22 protein-coding genes and 1 pseudogene are annotated in these 19,406 nt (G+C 40.7%); 2 read left to right on the top strand and 21 right to left on the bottom strand.

Going from position 1 to position 19,406, the window contains the following annotated elements; all coding sequences use genetic code 11:
* Positions 1-147, top strand: a pseudogene (locus ACEWB7_RS11620) (IS1 family transposase); the annotation flags it as partial.
* Between the two features lie 14 nt (positions 148-161).
* Here ACEWB7_RS11620 and ACEWB7_RS11615 read toward each other — a convergent pair.
* The 15 genes from ACEWB7_RS11615 to ACEWB7_RS11545 all read right to left on the bottom strand — a co-directional run bounded on the left by ACEWB7_RS11615 (position 162) and on the right by ACEWB7_RS11545 (position 13,817).
* Positions 162-914, bottom strand: coding sequence for a DUF2971 domain-containing protein (locus ACEWB7_RS11615; RefSeq protein WP_411580795.1), 753 nt, complete (start codon positions 912-914; stop codon positions 162-164).
* 109 nt (positions 915-1,023) lie between these two features.
* Complete coding sequence (gene ureC, locus ACEWB7_RS11610; RefSeq protein ID WP_262737542.1) at positions 1,024-2,724, bottom strand: urease subunit alpha; 1,701 nt, start codon at positions 2,722-2,724, stop codon at positions 1,024-1,026.
* A 33-nt stretch (positions 2,725-2,757) separates the two neighbouring features.
* Positions 2,758-3,069: an urease subunit beta gene (locus ACEWB7_RS11605; RefSeq protein WP_004785857.1), complete on the bottom strand. Its 312-nt coding sequence runs from the start codon at positions 3,067-3,069 to the stop codon at positions 2,758-2,760.
* Between the two features lie 9 nt (positions 3,070-3,078).
* The gene (gene ureA / locus ACEWB7_RS11600; RefSeq protein ID WP_004785859.1) at positions 3,079-3,381 is read right to left on the bottom strand and encodes an urease subunit gamma; all 303 of its coding nucleotides are present in this window, start codon (positions 3,379-3,381) and stop codon (positions 3,079-3,081) included.
* A gap of 162 nt (positions 3,382-3,543) precedes the next feature.
* A complete protein-coding gene (locus tag ACEWB7_RS11595) occupies positions 3,544-4,419 on the bottom strand; it encodes an urease accessory protein UreD (protein ID WP_312317568.1) in 876 nt (291 codons plus the stop codon).
* A gap of 43 nt (positions 4,420-4,462) precedes the next feature.
* A complete protein-coding gene (locus ACEWB7_RS11590) occupies positions 4,463-5,029 on the bottom strand; it encodes a HupE/UreJ family protein (protein ID WP_180069231.1) in 567 nt (188 codons plus the stop codon).
* 13 nt (positions 5,030-5,042) lie between these two features.
* Positions 5,043-5,657: an urease accessory protein UreG gene (gene ureG, locus ACEWB7_RS11585; protein ID WP_004785864.1), complete on the bottom strand. Its 615-nt coding sequence runs from the start codon at positions 5,655-5,657 to the stop codon at positions 5,043-5,045.
* A gap of 81 nt (positions 5,658-5,738) precedes the next feature.
* Positions 5,739-6,404 (bottom strand): urease accessory protein UreF, encoded by a 666-nt coding sequence (locus ACEWB7_RS11580; RefSeq protein ID WP_179992536.1) that lies wholly within the window; start codon positions 6,402-6,404, stop codon positions 5,739-5,741.
* Positions 6,391-6,873: an urease accessory protein UreE gene (ureE, locus tag ACEWB7_RS11575; RefSeq protein ID WP_180012338.1), complete on the bottom strand. Its 483-nt coding sequence runs from the start codon at positions 6,871-6,873 to the stop codon at positions 6,391-6,393. Before ureE ends, ACEWB7_RS11580 begins: the two co-directional genes overlap by 14 nt.
* Positions 6,874-7,110: 237 nt before the next feature.
* Positions 7,111-7,809 carry an urea ABC transporter ATP-binding subunit UrtE gene (gene urtE / locus ACEWB7_RS11570; protein ID WP_034705325.1) on the bottom strand — a complete coding sequence of 233 codons (699 nt, stop codon included), beginning with the start codon at positions 7,807-7,809 and terminating at the stop codon, positions 7,111-7,113.
* An 11-nt stretch (positions 7,810-7,820) separates the two neighbouring features.
* Positions 7,821-8,639, bottom strand: a complete 819-nt coding sequence (gene urtD, locus ACEWB7_RS11565) for an urea ABC transporter ATP-binding protein UrtD (RefSeq protein ID WP_034705327.1) — start codon at positions 8,637-8,639, stop codon at positions 7,821-7,823.
* Positions 8,636-9,709: an urea ABC transporter permease subunit UrtC gene (gene urtC / locus ACEWB7_RS11560; RefSeq protein WP_034705328.1), complete on the bottom strand. Its 1,074-nt coding sequence runs from the start codon at positions 9,707-9,709 to the stop codon at positions 8,636-8,638. The genes urtD and urtC overlap by 4 nt, the downstream gene beginning before the upstream one ends.
* Before the next feature lie 4 nt (positions 9,710-9,713).
* Entirely contained in the window at positions 9,714-11,351 is a 1,638-nt protein-coding gene (gene urtB, locus ACEWB7_RS11555; RefSeq protein WP_034705331.1) for an urea ABC transporter permease subunit UrtB, read from the bottom strand.
* A gap of 94 nt (positions 11,352-11,445) precedes the next feature.
* Complete coding sequence (gene urtA / locus ACEWB7_RS11550; RefSeq protein WP_180105245.1) at positions 11,446-12,732, bottom strand: urea ABC transporter substrate-binding protein; 1,287 nt, start codon at positions 12,730-12,732, stop codon at positions 11,446-11,448.
* A 317-nt stretch (positions 12,733-13,049) separates the two neighbouring features.
* A complete protein-coding gene (locus ACEWB7_RS11545) occupies positions 13,050-13,817 on the bottom strand; it encodes an alpha/beta fold hydrolase (RefSeq protein ID WP_005235551.1) in 768 nt (255 codons plus the stop codon).
* 681 nt (positions 13,818-14,498) lie between these two features.
* On the opposite strand from ACEWB7_RS11545, the gene ACEWB7_RS11540 reads away from it, so the two are divergent.
* Positions 14,499-14,780 (top strand): damage-inducible protein J, encoded by a 282-nt coding sequence (locus tag ACEWB7_RS11540; protein ID WP_034706674.1) that lies wholly within the window; start codon positions 14,499-14,501, stop codon positions 14,778-14,780.
* A 34-nt stretch (positions 14,781-14,814) separates the two neighbouring features.
* Here ACEWB7_RS11540 and ACEWB7_RS11535 read toward each other — a convergent pair whose 3' ends face one another.
* From ACEWB7_RS11535 to fumC, 6 genes are all read right to left on the bottom strand, one after another.
* A complete protein-coding gene (locus tag ACEWB7_RS11535; RefSeq protein WP_034706676.1) occupies positions 14,815-15,183 on the bottom strand; it encodes a hypothetical protein in 369 nt (122 codons plus the stop codon).
* A gap of 15 nt (positions 15,184-15,198) precedes the next feature.
* On the bottom strand, positions 15,199-15,564 hold the full coding sequence (locus tag ACEWB7_RS11530; protein WP_034706678.1) for a hypothetical protein: 366 nt from the start codon (positions 15,562-15,564) through the stop codon (positions 15,199-15,201).
* A 131-nt stretch (positions 15,565-15,695) separates the two neighbouring features.
* On the bottom strand, positions 15,696-16,298 hold the full coding sequence (locus tag ACEWB7_RS11525; protein WP_034706681.1) for a nitroreductase family protein: 603 nt from the start codon (positions 16,296-16,298) through the stop codon (positions 15,696-15,698).
* 419 nt (positions 16,299-16,717) lie between these two features.
* Positions 16,718-17,209, bottom strand: a complete 492-nt coding sequence (locus ACEWB7_RS11520) for a hypothetical protein (protein ID WP_034707227.1) — start codon at positions 17,207-17,209, stop codon at positions 16,718-16,720.
* 338 nt (positions 17,210-17,547) lie between these two features.
* Positions 17,548-17,721, bottom strand: a complete 174-nt coding sequence (locus tag ACEWB7_RS11515; protein ID WP_005235541.1) for a hypothetical protein — start codon at positions 17,719-17,721, stop codon at positions 17,548-17,550.
* Positions 17,722-17,957: 236 nt separating this feature from the next.
* Positions 17,958-19,352 (bottom strand): class II fumarate hydratase, encoded by a 1,395-nt coding sequence (gene fumC / locus ACEWB7_RS11510; RefSeq protein ID WP_034706306.1) that lies wholly within the window; start codon positions 19,350-19,352, stop codon positions 17,958-17,960.
* Positions 19,353-19,406: the final 54 nt, after the last annotated feature.

Here is a 19,406-nt window from a genome sequence, read left to right as displayed (position 1 = left end):
ACTGTAGGAATTGAAGGTAATAATTGCAAAATAAGGCATCGAATAAGGCGTGGTTTTAGAAGAAGTTGTAATTTCTCCAAAAAGCTTGAAAACCATTTTAAAGCCTTCGACTTAACTTTCTTTTACATCAATAATGGCTTCATTTAATGTCAGCATACTTTTTAAAACACCACCAAATAATTAATTGATTCAATTAAAGCCATTTTATTTGGGTCATGATTAGTGAGCTTTGCCCCCAAAATCACTGAAGATATATAAGTTGCAGGAATTTCTTTTAACAGTGAATTAAAATTACTAGAGTCATAATCATGTGCTAATGTTCTAAATTCATTTTCATATGACCAATCTGTTGATTTTATTAAATATTGATTCGTAACGAAATCCAGCAATTTTGCTCCATTTGCTACATCAAACATTGCTAATGGATTTGATATATCTAAAGGAATTTTTGGAAATTCATTCTGATATTTTACAGCTTGGACATTAAATACCTCATGTACCATAGCTTTAGGATTAGGATGTGGGATTTTAAATTCAACTAAAAAACCTTTATGGCTTTGAGCATAATGAGACCACATAAGCATATTTAATGGATTATTATTAAAACAAGTTACACTCAGCTTTGCTTTTATAGCTGTAGAGAAATGTTGATGTAGAATTTCTTTAACATCATTCGGCGCATTATTGAATTCAATAGATGCCATACAATCATATGGATCATTAAAATTATCAGGATGGGTAAACTTTAATTGAAGTTTTTTAAATAAATTTAACACTTGAAGCTTTGGATCAAAGCTTAAATGCTTATAGAGATAATAATACTGATCATCACATTTAATATTTTCAAATTGCCTTAAATAATCTGGTCTTGAGACTTCTTGCATAAGTACATGTAAAATTTTTTCTAAGTTCATAATAAAATCAATTTTTTTAGTCTTGATAAATTAACACTAAAGATTAAATTATATAACTCAAATATACTTTGAAAAAAAATCCCTCTTTTGAGAGGAATTTTAGAAGCAATTAAAACAAGAAATACCTCTGCGCCATCGGCAGCACTTCTGCTGGCTCACAGGTCAAATGTACACCATCAGCACGAACCTCATAAGTTTCTGGGTGCACTTCCATCACAGGACAGTAACTATTATGTTTCATGTCCTGTTTGGTTACTTGGCGCGTCGCCTTACAGGGTGAAATCAACTTTTTCAGACCTAATTTTTCATGTACGCCATTCTCAATTGCGACTTGCGACAAGAACGTAATACAGGTGTTATGCACTCCACGCGGATAAGCCCCAAACATTGGACGATAATGCACAGGCTGTGGCGTTGGAATAGAAGCATTAATATCACCCATCGGCGCTGCTGTAATCATCCCACCTTTGATAATCATGGATGGTTTCACCCCAAAGAATGCAGGTTTCCACAATACCAGATCAGCTAACTTACCTTCTTCAACAGAGCCAATTTCATGGCTTAAACCGTGAGTAATTGCAGGATTAATCGTATATTTGGCGATATAACGTTTAACCCGATTATTGTCCCTATAGGCTGTATCACCTTCCAAAGGCCCACGTTGCACTTTCATTTTATGCGCCGTTTGCCAAGTCCGTAAAATTACTTCACCCACACGACCCATCGCCTGAGAGTCTGATGACATCATGGCAATCGCACCCATATCCTGCAATATATCTTCTGCAGCAATGGTTTCGCGTCGGATACGGCTTTCTGCAAAGGCCACATCTTCTGCAATCGCTGGATCTAAATGGTGACAGACCATCAACATGTCTAAATGTTCATCGATGGTATTGACGGTATATGGACGAGTTGGATTAGTTGAAGATGGCAATACATTCGGTTGACCAATGGCTTTTAGAATGTCCGGTGCATGTCCGCCACCTGCACCTTCAGTATGATAAGTATGAATGGTTCGATTTTTAAAAGCTGCTAAAGTTTCTTCCAGAAAGCCACTTTCGTTTAGTGTGTCAGTGTGAATCGCGACCTGCACATCGTACTGGTCGGCCACAGTCAGACAGTTATCAATCGCTGCTGGTGTCGAGCCCCAATCTTCATGCAATTTTAAACCCACTACACCAGCTTTAATTTGTTCTGCAATTGGCTCTGGCTGGCTCAAGTTACCTTTACCCAATAAACCAATATTCATTGGTAAATCATCAATCGCTTGTAGCATTGTGGCAATATGCCAAGGCCCTGGAGTCACGGTTGTCGCAGAAGTTCCAGCTGCCGGACCTGTACCGCCGCCGACCATCGTGGTTGTGCCAGACATCAGTGCCGTTTCAACTTGCTGCGGACAGATCCAGTGAATATGGGTATCAATTCCGCCAGCTGTTAATATTTGTCCTTCGCCAGCAATGACTTCTGTAGCCGCGCCAAGTGGAATAGTAATATTTGGCTGAATATCCGGATTACCGGCTTTACCGATTTTCCAGATTCGACCATTTTTTAAGCCTATATCTGCTTTAACAATGCCCCACCAGTCGACAATCAGCGCATTTGTAATGACAGTGTCAGCCACTTCAGATGACAAAAGTTGTGATTGACCCATACCATCACGAATGACCTTGCCGCCACCAAATTTAACTTCTTCACCATAAGTGGTGAAATCCTGTTCGACTTCAATGAATAATTCAGTATCAGCTAGACGAACACGATCTCCTACAGTCGGTCCAAACATTTCGGCATAAGCACGACGTGACATTTTCATGATTTATAAACCTTTATAATTCTGCTGCAATTTTTATGAATCGAGCTTGCCCATGATTCGCCCGGCGAAACCGTAAACCTCACGTTTACCTGCTAGTGCAACCAATTCCACATCACGTTTTTGCCCTGGCTCAAAACGAATCGCCGTACCAGCAGCAATATTTAAGCGAAAGCCTTTGGCCAGCTCACGATCAAATTGCAAGGCATCATTGGCTTCAGCAAAGTGAAAGTGTGATCCGACCTGAATCGGTCGATCACCAATATTAGCAACAGTCACTTTCAAGATTTCCCGACCGACATTCATTTCAATATCGCTCTCAGGTGTAAAAATTTCCCCTGGAATCATATGCTGCTCCTATACGATCGGTTGATGGACAGTGACCAGCTTTGATCCATCTGGAAAGGTTGCCTCGACCTGCACTTCTGCAATCATTTCCGGAATGCCTTCCATGACATCATCACGTGTCAATAAGGTCGTACCGTAATGCATTAATTCACTGACCGTCATGCCATCACGCGCACCTTCAAGCAATGCCGCAGAAATATAGGCAATGGCTTCTGGATAATTCAGTTTTAAACCACGAGCTTTACGACGCTCTGCCACCAGACCCGCAGTAAAAATCAGCAGTTTATCTTTTTCTGTAGGGTTAAGTTCCATAACTGGTTCCTCATTGATATATATGTATTTCTAAGCAAAATATGTGCAAGATTCGATATTTGGTGTTCTCTCTCCCTTTGGGAGGGAGTTAAAGGAAGGGTTTTAATAAATGTTTAATCACCTCTCCCTAACCCTCTCCTATAAGGAGAGGGAATTAAAGGATTACGTCCGCCAAATCCTCGGAAATGCCTCATCCAGACCGAACCAGTAACGTCTTAATCGAGCGCGAATTGCAGCAAAACCATCATGGCATTGACGGACATCATCTCCCAGAAAACGTGCACTAATTACATCGCCAAGCAAAGTCAAGGTAATCGGTACATCCATCCGCATAATAAGCTCACGAATTAAATCGAGATGCTGTTCCAGATAAAAACTCGCGCGATATTTTTCAGGCGGTACAGCCCAGAAGCTACCCATCACCGCATGTCCATTCATACCTAGACATGAACTGAGCCAGCGGTCATTGCCCTTAAAATTCAAGGTGTCTGCAACCAGCAATTTGTCTTTGCGCCAAAGCTGAAACCGGTTTTTATAAGCTCCCTGTGCAAACTGCTCATCTCGTGCCTGACGGCCGATCACCAGCATATCCCAACCAATAAAACTGGCTGCTGCATCTAAGTGGACGATTGTTTCGGAACTGGCATTAGCGCCATCAAATAGCATGGTTTCTTGAGGCAGCCATTCAAAAATCGCATTGTCATTTAAACGGATATGAATGTGCTGAAAGGCCTGCTTGCCATTGGTTCTGTACCACTTACCCGCACCTGGTGTGGTCACCAAGGCATGAGCATTAGCATCTACCTGCATATCAAAAGTGAGATGATCCCCACCGGCAATCCCTGCTGGCGGATGCACGATAATGGCATGACAGATTCCGTTAGATTCAGGCCATAACATTTTCTGGATGCGTACCGGTCCATGATGCCTGCGATGTTGCAAAATGGTTCGTGCAGTCTGTTGCTGTGCCTGAAATCCCATTTCCAGACGTGCATACCATAAGTTCTGCTGCGTGCTTTTTTCTGCCAGTTCGTACATCAACAAATCAATCCAATATCATCTGAAAATGATTTTCCAGGCATTAAGCCAGGCCAATGACAGCAACAACTGCAGCTAGACCACCAACGATCTGCTTGCCATAAGGCACATATTTTTTCACGAATGCACCTAGAGCCAAGCCTGCACCATAAATCAAAGCCATTGCTGAAACCATACCGACAATTAATAGCGATACATGTCCACCTTGACCCAGTTCACTTCCATGCGCTACGCCGTGGAAGCTGGCCAATAAAATTGCAGCGACAGGCAAAACCTTATTCGATTTAGTCCATAGCGCAACAGCTAAAATAACCAGTGAAGCGATGATGCCTGACTCAGCCAGTGAAGTTGAAAGCAGACCCTTGCTACCGAGCACAAAGCCTGCAACCATCGCTACTGCAAGACCGATGAGACCCGTGATTTTCCAGCGCTGATTTGTAGTCCACATCAATACACCAAAAGCAATTGCCATCATCAGGTGATCTAAACCGGTAAAAGGATGGACAAAGCCAGACCAGAATCCACTGTGATGGTCATGTCCCGCGTGAGCAAATGCCAACATCGGTAAAGCTGCCACGCTTGCAACCAGTAACTGTTTGAATAGACGCATGATGAATTTCCCCTTAAGACTTAAATAAACCTTGTTTTTCGATAAAGCTGATAATTTCGTTCAAGCCATCTTGTGTTTTCATATTAGAAAATAAAAATGGTTTATCGCCACGCATGCGCTTCGCATCCTGATCCATCACCTCCAGGCTGGCACCCACCATTGGTGCTAAATCTGTTTTATTGATAATCAGCAGATCCGACTTGGTAATTCCCGGACCACCTTTACGTGGAATCTTCTCGCCACCGGCAACATCGATCACATAGAGAGTTAGATCGGACAATTCGGGACTAAAGGTTGCCGCAAGGTTATCGCCACCACTTTCAATAATGATCAGCTCCAGCCCATCAAACTTTTCACACAAATCATCAATCGCAGCCAGGTTAATGGACGCATCTTCACGAATCGCAGTATGTGGGCAACCACCTGTTTCTACACCGACAATACGGTCTGGCGACATCGCTTCATGACGGGTTAAAAAGTTCGAGTCTTCTTTGGTGTAGATGTCATTGGTCACCACTGCCATATTGTATTTTTCACGCAGTGCAAGACATAAATTCAGGGTTAAAGCCGTTTTACCTGATCCAACCGGACCACCAATTCCAACGCGTAATGGACTACGTTCTGACATGTTGATTTCCTTTTTTACAATTTCTTGGCACCAGTTTTAATGATGCTTTTCAATCTTTTTACTGCTGCTCTGGTCTGAAGATTACGACCGAAATAAGCGTGAATACTGGGTTTCATGCGACATGCTCAACATGGCATATTGCGGTAATGCGCTGCTGATTTCATAATCGTTCAAAGCTAATGCAGCCTGTACAGCTTCAGGAATTTCCTGATGTAATTGCCAAATAATCCGCTGCCCGCTCATTTGCCCGAGTGGAATGGTTTTTACTGCTGCCAGCACCTGATTTTCCAAAACCGTAAAGCTATAAGCAGTTAATACATCGGCAAGATCTAAACCCAGCTCACCACATAAATGTGCGTACACCGGCACAAACCCTAATTGCTTTTTTACGCTCGGCGGCTGTTTTAAAACATCCCTAATCCATGCATTCAAGGAAAATGCCAACTGCTGAGATTCAGCCAGTAATTCTTTGGATTCTCGGCTGGCCCGATAGAGTTCTGCCCAATACTGAAACTGTTCTGCATCATCAAAAGTCTCTACCAGACGCTTGAGTACCGGAAGCTCAAAACGCACCAGCAGCATTTCCAATACTTCTTGGAAATAGCTCACACAAGAGGCTTCATCATGCACCATGCCTTTTTCAATCGCGCTTTCCACCCCTTGTGAATAACAGTACGCTCCAATCGGCAACGCCGTTGAAGATAGAGTCAGCAAGCTGAGCAGCTGAGACGCATTAGTGATGGACATGATGTAACGCCTTGATTGGGCTTAAACGGTGGTCATGCTGATGCTGTGCATAAGCCCCACTTTCAGGTTCAAATGGGTGCATGACTTCATTAACTTCAAGACCTAAACCTTGCACCATTTCAGCCAGTACATGATCTGGTTCAAAGTACAATGCAGTAGGTGTGAGCATTAGAGGAACATGACGATTCCCCAGATGATAGGCTGCTTTCAATAAGTCAAAGCTATTGTCCGTAGTCACCTGAATCAATTTTTCAGGCTTCGCATCGACCCGAAGAATGTCGCCCTGTTCAGTTGCTATAAAAGAACCACTACGCAAAATTCCTGTACGTGGTAAATCTGCACCAATATCGACACCATTTTTTAAAGTTGCACGAAAACGGCTCTTTTGTCGTGTATCGAATGTGAGTTCAAGAGACTCAAAATCACTTTCTGGTGCAATGTTTTCCAAACGTTGCGTATAAATTTTCATAACTACCCTACTGATGCTGATAAATCCTGTATTTGTTCCAAATTGAAACCAAATAATTTTTAGCATTTAAAATTTGCATCAAAATAAAGCAGTTATCGTGCCAACTTGGTTTATCAGATGTTCTAATATTAAATAGATAATCCGTATTTATCTCATGAATAAATAGCACGCATTAAAAAACCGCCACTTTTTAATGACGGTTTTAAATGAAGTTGGGTTCAAAAAAGGATAGTAAAATTAAATCGCCACCAGATCCCGAATCCCTTTTTCTGGCATTTCACTTCCAATACCTTGAGCAATCACTTGCCCACGTGCCATGACGGTATAACCATCTGCCAGTTCTTCAGCAAAGTCATAGAACTGTTCTACCAGAACAATTGCCATTTCACCGCCATCAGCCAACTTACGAATTACCCGACCAATGTCTTTAATGATAGATGGCTGAATTCCTTCAGTTGGTTCATCTAAAATGAGCACACGCGGTTCAGATGCCAATGCGCGGGCAATGGCCAGTTGCTGTTGTTGGCCACCGGACAAATCACCGCCGCGTCGATACTTCATTTCTTCTAATACCGGAAAAATCTCATAAAGATGTTCCGGAACTTTACGGGTTTTGGCTCCTTTAAATTTCGCCATGCCAATCAAAATATTTTCTTCTACTGTTAGGGTTGAAAAAATATCTCGTCCTTGTGGCACATAAGCCAAACCAGCCCGAACCCGCTGTTCAGGACTCAGTTTGGCAATATCTTTGCCATCTAAAAGAATCTGACCTGATTTGATGGGCAAAATCCCCATCAGACATTTAAGTAATGTCGTTTTACCAACGCCGTTACGACCCAGAACCACTGAGCACTCACCGACAGGCGCATTGAAAGACACATCACGCAAAATGTGACTACCGCCATAAAACTGATTTACGTCTTTAACTTCTAGCATCAGTCAGCCCCTTAACGTCCAAGATATTTTTCAATGACCTCTTCATTGGCCTGTACTTCTGCCAATGTGCCCTCAGCCAAAATCGCCCCTTGTGCCAGCACCGTTACTTTTTCACTAATGGTATCGATGAAACTCATATCATGTTCGACCACCACCAGCGTATGATTCTTTTTCAGTTCCAGACACAGTTCAGCAGTCCGTTCAGTTTCAGCATCGGTCATCCCAGCCACTGGCTCATCCAGTAAAATCAGTTTTGGACGTTGCATCAGCAGCATGCCAATTTCCAGCCACTGCTTCTGACCGTGCGATAAAAGCCCTGCAGGTTTGTGAATAAATTCCTGCAAGCGGATTTGCTGTAAGGATTCATCCAAGGCATTTTGTGCATCTGGATCAAGCTTGCTGAAAAAGCTTTTTTTCACCCGTTTGTCTTTAGGTGCAGCCAAGAGCAGATTTTCCATCACAGTGAAATTTTCAAACACCGTGGGTTTCTGGAATTTACGCCCGATGCCAGCTTCTGCAATTTCTTCAGTACTCATTTTCGCCAGATTATAGGTTTGGCCAAAAAATGCAGAACCTTCAGTCGGCCGGGTTTTGCCGGTAATGACATCCATCAGAGTGGTTTTACCCGCGCCGTTTGGCCCAATGATGCAGCGCAGTTCACCTTCTTCGATATACAGTGATAAATCATTTAAGGCCCGGAAAGCATCGAACCAGACACTGACTTTTTCCAGATAAAGTGCGATCCCATGACTAAAATCTGGCCCTCGCTCTTTTGGCCGGCCATAGCCTTCAGAAGCATGGCCGCCATGAGGTTGTAAAATTTCACTCATTCGCTACGCTCCTTTTTAAAACGGTCAAATAATCCAATCACACCTTTAGGCAGGAAGATGGTGACCACAATAAATAATGCTCCCAGAATTAATAACCAGGCTTCTGGATAAGCGACAGTAAAGTAAGTTTTAACTGCATTAATTAAGCCTGCACCCAGGATCGGACCGATCAAGGTACCGCGACCGCCAGCCGCTACCCAGACTGCCATTTCAATCGAGTTCACCGGATTCATTTCGCTCGGATTAATAATCCCGGCTTGTGGTACATACAGTGCACCAGCGATACCTGCAATCACAGCAGATAATACCCAGGCTGAAAGCTTGTACCATAAGGTGCGGTAACCTAAATATTGCAGACGGTTTTCACTATCACGAATCGCGCCAAGCACACGACCATAAGGTTTATTCATTAAATGGCGTAGACCAACAAAGCACAGCAATAACACCAGAGCCGTGATAAAACATAGGCTGGCACGCATCGGTGCTGATGTGATGTCCATGCCTAAAATGGTTTTGAAACCGGTAAAACCGTTATTCCCGCCAAAGCCTGTTTCATTGCGGAAGAATAAAAGTGCTGCCGCAAAAGTCATCGCCTGAGTAATAATCGAGAAGTAAACGCCTTTGATTTTTGAGCGGAAAGCAAAGAAGCCGAAAATAAAGGCAATTAGTCCTGGTACCAAGACCACAAGTATCATGGCCCACCAGAAATGATTAGTCCCCACCCAAAACCAGGGTAATTCAGTCCAGCTCAGAAAACGCATAAAGTCAGGCAAACCATCACCTGCTGATTGACGCATTAGATACATCCCAAAGGCATAACCACCCAAGGCAAAGTACAGGCCATGACCTAAACTTAAAATACCGGCATAGCCCCAGACCAGATCAAGTGCTAAAGCCACCAACGCCAGGCACATGATCTTGCCGATCAAAGTGACCCAATAAGCAGACAGATGCAGGCTCGAATCCGCTGGCAATAAATGTAACCATGGCAAGGCCAGTAAAATAACAAAACAGATCGCAATTGCGAGTGCGCTATAAGGTTTATCTGAAAGTAATGATGTGATTTTCATAGGCTTACTCCACAAAGCGTCCTTTAATGGCAAACAAACCTTGTGGACGTTTCTGAATAAACAAAATCACAAGAACCAAGAGAATAATTTTTGCCAATACTGCACCCATACCAATTTCCAGTACGGTACCACTGACACCCAGTCCCAAAGCGGCAAGAACTGCACCCCATACCTGACCAACACCACCGACAACAACCACAAGGAAAGCATCGATAATGTAGTTCTGGCCCAAATCTGGCCCAACATTACCCACTTGCGCCAAGGCACAGCCGGCAAGACCGGCAAGACCTGAACCCAGACCAAATGCCATCATGTCGATTCGGCTGGAGCGAATACCGACAGCACGAGCCATTTGACGATTTTGAGTAACGGCACGGACAAATAAACCAAAACGGGTTTTATTCAGTAGATAAACAAGTAACAGCAAGACAGCTACAGTAAAGACAATAATTGCAATACGGTTATAAGGCAGCATCAGGCTTGGAGTAATCGAGATCCCGCCTGAAAGCCATGAAATGTTAGAAACTTCGACATTTTGTGCCCCAAAGATCATCCGCACCACTTGCATCAGGATCAGGCTCACCCCAAAGGTTGCCAATAAGGTTTCCAGTTGACGGCCATATAAAGGACGAATCACGGTACGTTCGATCAGCATGCCAATCGCTGCACTGACAATAAATGCCGCAGGAATCGCTGCGATCAGATACCAATCTACCAAACCACTAAAATGCGATTTAAAGAAACTTTGCACTACATAAGTGGTATACGCCCCGATCATGATCAGCTCGCCATGCGCCATATTAATGACACCAAGCAAGCCATATGTAATGGCTAATCCTAAAGCCGCAAGCAATAAAATACTGGCAGTACTTAAACCGGAAAATACATGTCCAGCCCATTCACTGGCCTGAATTCGGGTTTTGATACTACTTCTGGCATCGACCAGCGCTGCTTTTAAATCAGGATGCAGATTTGGCTGAGCCAGTTCATTTTCAACCAGTGCAAGAACGTCTGGTCTATTGGAGTCTTTTAAAACTTTTGCCGCTTCTATTTTGGTCAGGACATTTTCAGATTGATAATCCAGACGTGCTTTTAACTGGGCAAAACGTGATTTAACCGTATTGTTTTTTTCATTTAAATACATCTGATTGATGGCTTTAGCATCAAGTTCGGACAAGTTATTTTCCAGAATATCAATCGCCTCAAGTCGCTGAGAGGCTTCTTCTGAATTTAATTTCTTTTTTGCTAAACCAAAGGTCAGTGCTTTATTTAAGGTATTTACCAGCGTAATTTGCGATAAATCAGATGGCCAGGTTTCCACGGTTTTTCCGTCAGGATAGCTAACCAGTTTGTCTTCTGCTTCCAGAATATAAGTATTGCCTGAACTGTCAGTATAAAGCTGATCTTTTTCAACAAACTCTGCCAGCTGATCAAGTTGTTCAACACTGGCAGGCCACTGGTTTAATAAAGCACGACGAGTGGCAAAGTCCCCACGAACAAACTGCTGAATAGCATCAAGTGACTGTTGAGATGATTGCAATACGGTTGTTTCGCTAGATTGAGTTTCCGCATGCACCATATTGAGACACAAACACTGACTCAAAATTAAAAAAATGGCCGCGAGATTTAGGCGAGTGGACATGAGTGCCCTCCCTATTTATATATTTAACGCTGTCCCGTCCGGGAGATGAAAAACCAGAAAGGCCTACTGCCGGAGCAGCAGGCTTTGGAGGAAATTATTTAGGAATGTATGGGCTCCATGGCTCAGCAGCGATGGTTTTCGGTGTCTTATAAACCACATCAAACTGACCATCACCACGAATCTGACCAATCATCACCGGCTTATGTAAATGATGGTTATTAGCATCCATTTGTAACTGATAGCCAGATGGTGCATCAAAAGCCTGACCTGCCATTGCTTCACGAACTTTATCCACCTCAGTAGAACCGGCTTTTTCTACCGCCTGTTTCCACATATTGATACCCACATAAGTCGCTTCCATCGGGTCATTGGTCACAAACTTGTCTGCATTAGGCAATTTGTATTCCACAGCATACTGTTTCATCTTGCCGCTGAATTCGGTATTTTTCGGATTTTTCACGGACATGAAGTAGTTCCATGCCGCTAAATGACCAACCAATGGTTTTGTATCAATACCACGAAGCTCTTCTTCACCTACAGAGAATGCCATAACTGGAATATCAGAAGCTTTAATGCCCTGGTTACCCAATTCACGATAGAACGGTACGTTTGAATCGCCGTTGATGGTTGAGATCACCGCAGTCTTTTTGCCTGCAGCAAATTTTTTAACATTGCCGACAATGGTTTGATAATTACTATGACCAAATGGTGTGTACTCTTCCATGATGTCAGCATCAGCGACGCCTTTAGATTTCAGGAAAGCACGGAGAATTTTGTTAGTCGTACGTGGGTAAACATAGTCTGTACCTAATAAGACAAAGCGTTCTGCTTTACCGCCTTCTTCACTCATCAAATATTCAACAGCCGGAATCGCTTGCTGGTTAGGTGCAGCACCGGTATAGAAAATATTTTTAGACTGTTCCTGACCTTCGTATTGGACTGGATAAAACAATAAGCCATTTAACTCTTCAACCACTGGCAATACCGATTTACGTGATACCGAAGTCCAGCAACCAAAGATGACCGCAACTTTATCCTGAGTGATGAGCTGACGTGCTTTTTCAGCAAATAGTGGCCAGTCAGATGCTGGATCAACGATAACCGGTTCAAGCTTTTTACCTAAAACACCCCCATTGGCATTGATTTCATTAATCGCCATCAATGCGGTGTCTTTTAATGAAGTTTCAGAAATGGCCATCGTGCCAGATAAAGAATGTAAAATACCAACTTTAATCGTTTCCCCACTAGTTGCAGCTGCTTTCGGCTCAGAGGTAGCGGCCGTTTTATCTTCAGGCGACTTTGAACAACCTGTTAAAGTCAGTATTCCCAACATTGCAGCAACAATTAAATTTTTAGAAAACTTTTTTTGTTCGACTTTCATGTACTTCTCTCCAACCTTAGTTAGGCTTTTTTAGAAAATTTGAAAGAAGCTATTCAAATACTGTGCCACTTTTAATTTATAATTTTAACCCACTGAATTTCATTATGATTATCTATTTAAAATAAAAATAGAGATTAAATTTTGCACCAATAAATACATGTTGCCCTAAAATAGAAAATAAATTCTGAGGCGAAAAATCAATTAATTATCCTAAAAACACATCAAAATAGCGCAGGCTTTTAAATCAAAATATTAAAATGCTTACTAATGATGCATAAATAAAATGAGCAGAAAATACATCTGCTCATCAATATAATTTATTTTTCATCAATAAAATTTTGCATATGCTGCAAAACTTCCGCCGTCTTTTCACCATGTAGCCAGTGCCCTGCACTTTCAATCACTTCAACCTGTGCATGAGCAAACTGCTGATTGATGGCTTCAAAATGTTCAGGTGTAGAGATATACGATGAATTTCCACCTCTTAAGAATAATGCTGGAAGTTCATTTTTTTCTATCTTATTCCAAGCAGTAATATCTTCATAATGATCAAACAGTGCTTGCACATTAAACAACCACTGCCCTTTATTAAATGATTTTAAAAGAAACTGGATGACCATTTCCTCTTGAATATATTCACGCATAATTTTTGCTGCTTCATTTCGTGAAGCGACTTGCGCCTGTTGGACTGCAAACAAGGCTTTAAATATTTCAGAATGATGATTTTCTTGATATTGAATTGGCGTGATATCTAATACAACCAGTTTTTCAATCAGATCAGACGCCAGGTCTGCCAGCTTCATGGCAATTTTTCCGCCCATTGAATGCCCGACTGCAATAAATTTTTTAATATTTAAACTGGCTAAAGTTTCTAAAATATCTTCGGCCATGATTTGATAATTCACTTCATCAGAATGGCCAGATAAACCATGATTTCTGACATCAATTTGAATCGTAGTTGCCTGCTCTGAAAAATGTCGGGCTAACATACCTAAATTACTTAAACTACCAAATAAACCGTGAATAAATACCATTGGGGCTAAAGTTGATGTTTCATGGGTTTGTATTTGATAATTCAGGATCATTTGAGAATTCCGTGATTTCCTATGTTAGGTGTTAATAGTGGAGTTATATTGGAAGTTAATCAATTGCCAATGACATAATTTAAAATTTTGCTTAGGCTATTTTTATGGAAATAAAATATGCTTAGGCTAAATTGCAATATCTGCTCATAATTGAGTGTCACACTAGATCATTAATAAAAAAAATATTTTAAAATTTTTAGGAAATATACGAGTTTTAGAGGTTTATTTGGTATTAAGTTTTAATTATGGGATATGGATTTTGCGAGAATAAATATAAAGTAGAAAATTGCTTAGGCTATTTTAGCGTGCAATGATTTTACCGCCCTTCGTTTGAGTAAAAAAGAAACACATAAATATTTAATATTTCTTAATAAATTTCAAAAGTAGCTGATATATACCCGGTAAAATTTGTATATAAATAGATTTTTATAAAGTTTATTTAATGAGTAATTTAAAAAGCACTGAAATCCTTATGCTACGTATCAGAGTATTTATGCATTTTATAAGCAAGCTGAGAGTCGAAAAAACGAGCTAATTTTTTGGCCCTACCCTTTTGATTCATATACCTTCATTCAGGCCAACATCCCTAAATAAGATATGAATATTTAATTTCATTAGCTTCTATATGCTTCATATCTGATAGTTTAAAGTAGTGTATAAAATGTATTCTAAGGCTATCTTATGAACAATTTAGTTAAAAAAAGTATTGAATTCTTAGTGGAACAAGACGTTGTTGAATCAGCAGAATGTGTAATAGCAGAAGCGGGTTTAACTCCAGCAGAATTGATCACGATAGTTTATGGTGAAATTGTTCGAACAGGTCAGATACCTATTATCCCTCAAGTAGGAACTAAGGATTTCAATATAGCTCGATTAACAGCAGCGAGTTACTCTATTCCAACTGTCAAAGTTTCCATTCCAGAACAGAAGGATGTATTTTTAAATGATGATGGTGGCTATTAAAACTCAAGACGATGCTCTTGCTTTTATAGCTTAATTACACTTCCCTACTCTTACAAAATATTGCGGTGGTCATACCTGAATTATTCATGCTCTGTGCTTGTCGATCCAGAAAGCTTTTAGCAATCATCGCCATTGTGGACGCCATATTGAGTTCATGATTTTCTTCAGAAACTTTTTGAATCTCTTCATAAGCCGTTAAACGCTGGCAGAATGCCTGACGTTGACTTTGTGCATCTGCATTCTGATCTGGCTCATCTAAAATATGTTTGGTTTCATTGACTATTTTTGTTTGTTTGGCAATAAACTGATCATAGTCCGCTTGTGAAAGCTTTTCGGCAAAAGCCATATTGTTTAATTGCATGCAAATAAAGAAAGTACATATTAAAGATGAGGATTTGATCATTTCGAAGGTCTTCTTTTAGTTTTCTTCTTTCCAGACATCTTCATAATCATCTGCATCAATCATGAAGCGGTAGCCCTGCTCTAAAGCCAGATAAGGTAAAACTTCAGGGGCGATATCCTGTAACTCACGCACAGTCATGGTTTCAAAAGCATCTTCATTTGAAGCCAGTTCACCACCATAAATATACCAGCTAATATTTTCTTCTGTCTCAGGCTTTCTACGGATTCCGACAATTGGATCCTGCTTCAGGGTATGTACAGCCACTGCAACGACATCATCACCACTTACTTCTACATAAGCAGAACCGACCTCTTCACACAGCAATTTCTGCTCTGCAATCAGTTCCTGTAATGGTGATAATTTCTGCGTGTTTTTCGACATTCGGTTTGACTCATTAAATTCTTCAAATACCGCTTTAGTTTAGCCTAGTTTTAAAAAATCTAATGCGTATTTTTATAAACAACCTTGAGATCTGTCCTTAAAAATGATTAAAGACAGATCGGAAATTAAGCTTATTGGAAAACTTTGAAGCGTTGATCATCTTCCAGATAATCTTTCGCACGCGCTTCGCCTTCAACTGAACCAAATACCAGTTGAGCACGAAGTTTCCAGTTTTCTGGAATATCCCACTCTGCATGAACCTGCTCATCTACAATCGGATTATAGTGTTGTAAAGATGCACCCAGGCCTTCAGTATGCAAGGCAGTCCAGGTAGAGAACTGAGCAATAGCAGTTGAATGTTCTGCCCAGATTGGGAAATTCTCGGCATAAGATGGGAATTGCTCTTGCAAGCCTTTTACTACATTTTGATCTTCAAAGAATAAAACTGTACCCGTACCTGCAGCAAAGGTTGCCATTTTTGCAGTCGTTTTTGCAGCACTTTCTTCATCTTTGGCATAGCTTTTTAATTTATCAGCGACAAAGCCCCAGAATTTTTCATGTTCGCCATTGAATAAAATAACGGCGCGAGATGATTGTGAGTTAAAAGATGACGGACTTTGCTTGATCGCATTTTGAATCAAATCAGTTAAATATTCAGGAGACTGCTCTACATTTTTACCAATGGCATAAATAGTACGGCGTTTTGTAATTAAATCTAAAAACTGATTCGACATTCGGTTAAATCCTTGGATATATCTTCGGGAAAACTGGAACCTTCACTTATTTTTATGAAGGAAATCTAATGAATAAGAATTCTGTGATTCATTTACTCATTAGTACTGATAGCTTAAAAAAATATGACTGGAATAGCTATATTATTAAAGTAATATCTTTATATATTCTTTTGATAAAGAATATTTTTTTAATTTATTTTTTATCAAACGATAAAATAAATGCCCTTTTCTGAGCCAATTTCTGTTTTAAAATAAGTCACCATGTTCAATGATGTAGCAGAAAGTTGTTTTGATGATAAATATAGAAATTTGCTTAGGCTATTTATTGTCATAAGGGAAATGTCAATCCTTAGAAATCGCTATAAAAAAATCATCCCCCAATTTGGAGGATGAAATTGAATGAATCAGCTTAAATTTTCTTAGAATTTAGCATTAAGCACTTGAGCAGAGACTTTATTTTTCCAAAGATCACGTAAGGTTGGTAAATAGAATTTTTCACCTAGTTCTACCAGTTCAGCATCAATCAAGCCATGCACATCATGCATAAATAGATAATCCAGATCCACACTAGAAAGCTTAAGATGTTTCTTCTGATATTCTCTGCGTTTTTGCTGCGCCTCTTTCACCAACTGATCTGCAAATGTCTTATCTTTATACTGGGTGATCGCATTTAAACGCAATTCAATAATGCCCCACCCTGTTAATAACATCTGAAATGTCTCAAAGTCCTGAGTGGTTGATTCCCAGGTCATTTCATCAAGATTTTCATTTTCCGGGAGAACAGGTAAAAGAAGTTCCATTACACTTGGAAAAATCTTTTTAAAATTCAGAATAAATTTAACAGGATGCTCACCTGGATAATCCTTGAATTGAATCTTTTTTTGAACATCTGTTAAATAAATATCAAGCATTAAATTTTCCTTAAACAACCTGCCACTTTATGGATGTTTATTCATATGCTATAGAAACTCATGCGGAATAAACGACAAAACAGCAGTAAAAACGAACTGCATTTTAGCAGCTATATACGCTTATTCAATGTTAATTCGGTATGAGAAGTCATGAGGATAAGCTTTAGCACTAAAAAACTTCAATAGTTATCGCTAAATATCTTTCTAATACGGTTTGACCCGTAATTTTAAATTCTTTCTTTTATTTGCTCATGAATCTATAAAATTAAGAACTCCTGATGAGGAGAATAAAAAAGCCCACTCATAGAGCAGGCTTAATAAATATTTATAATTTTGAGTTAATCTATCTCACCAGTTTTGCCGGTTCCCATACATTCGATACACTGTTTAGCTTCCACAACGTTATAGCCGGTACCGCTACAGCTGCTACACTTCTTTTTTGTATAATCTGGATATAAATCCTCATCTGGATAGGGTTCGTCCAGATCAAAATCATCATCAAAGTCAGTCATCACCCTTACCTCATTTTTCTAGTTATCAGGGAATTTCTATTAGTAATCCTTCATTGCATATCTGTCAAAACCTGAACGATAGATGGTTCATAGCATTTAATAAACAAGCTCAATTGAATAAGAATTTTCTAGCAAAAACATGTGCTTGTTATTTTATTAAAATTTGTATGAATAATCCTTAGATATAATAAAGCCCACATTTAGAGGGCTTTATTATTTAACCATAATTAGAAGACTTATTTTACGTTTGGAGCCACCATATTCTCAGGACGCACCACTTGATCAAACTGTTCTGCAGTCACCAATCCGAGTTCGACTGCGACCTGTTTTAAGGTTTTACCTTCTTTATAGGCGGTCTTGGCCACTTTAGCTGCATTCTCATAACCAATGACTGGATTTAATGCAGTGACCAGCATTAATGAATCATGCAGGAAGTGTTCAATCTTGTCACGATTAGGTTCGATTCCGACTGCACAGTTATCGTTAAAGCTGTTACATGCATCGCCAAGCAGTTGGATTGACTGCAACAGGTTATAAGCAATCACTGGCATAAAGACATTTAGCTCAAAATTCCCTGATGCACCGGCCACATTAATCGTCGTATCATTCCCTAAGACTTGGGCAACTACCATAGTCATGGCTTCACTTTGAGTCGGGTTCACCTTACCCGGCATAATACTTGAACCCGGTTCATTTTCAGGAATACGTAATTCACCAAAACCACAACGTGGTCCGCTCGCCAGCCAGCGAATATCGTTGGCGATTTTATTCAGGCTAACCGCTAAAGTCTTTAAAGCACCTGAAGCAAATACTGCTGCATCACGGCCGGCCAAAGCTTCAAACTTGTTAGGAGCAGTGACAAAAGGCAAACCTGTTAATTCCGCTAGAGTATCCGCGGCCTTAACAGCATAGTCTGGATGGGCATTCAAGCCTGTACCGACGGCGGTTCCACCCAGTGGCAATTCATATAACCCTTGCAAAGCCTGATACAGTCGAATTAAAGCATGATCCAGTTGAGAGACATATCCACTGAATTCCTGACCTAAAGTTAAAGGTGTGGCATCCTGAAGATGGGTACGACCGATTTTTACAATCTCGGTAAATTCCTGAGATTTGGCATGCAAGGTATTACGTAAACGTGTCACTGCCGGTATTAGCAGTTCATTGATCTGTAAGCTAGCTGCTACATGAATCGCAGTCGGAAAAGAGTCATTGGTCGATTGAGCGCGGTTGACATGATCATTTGGATGCACAGGCTTTTGTGCACCTAAAGGATTACCCAGCTTCTGGTTAGCAATATTGGCAATCACTTCATTACAGTTCATGTTACTTTGCGTGCCCGAACCGGTTTGCCATACCACTAGCGGGAACTGGCTATCCCATTGACCGCTGATCACTTCATCCGCAGCACCGATGATATAGGTCGATAACTCATGAGGAATCTGGTTTAACTCGGCATTGGTGATCGCAGCTGCTTTCTTGACCAAGCCCATGGCACGAATCATGGCGCGTGGCAAATGCTCATTGCCAATCTTGAAGTTCTGTAGACTACGCTGAGTTTGTGCGCCCCAAAGTGCTTCACTCGGTACAGCGACTTCTCCCATCGTGTCATGTTCAATACGTGTTTGCATGCTCAACCTCAATTGTTATTCCATGTTTTACTCATTTAGACAGCAGCTTCAATG

It is taken from the genome of Acinetobacter sp. NIOH-H-8 (genome assembly GCF_046635365.1).
In the GTDB taxonomy this organism is placed as follows: Bacteria; Pseudomonadota; Gammaproteobacteria; order Pseudomonadales; family Moraxellaceae; genus Acinetobacter.
The sequence above is the reverse complement of the archived record's forward strand: the minus strand, read 5'-3'. Positions and strand labels throughout refer to the sequence as shown.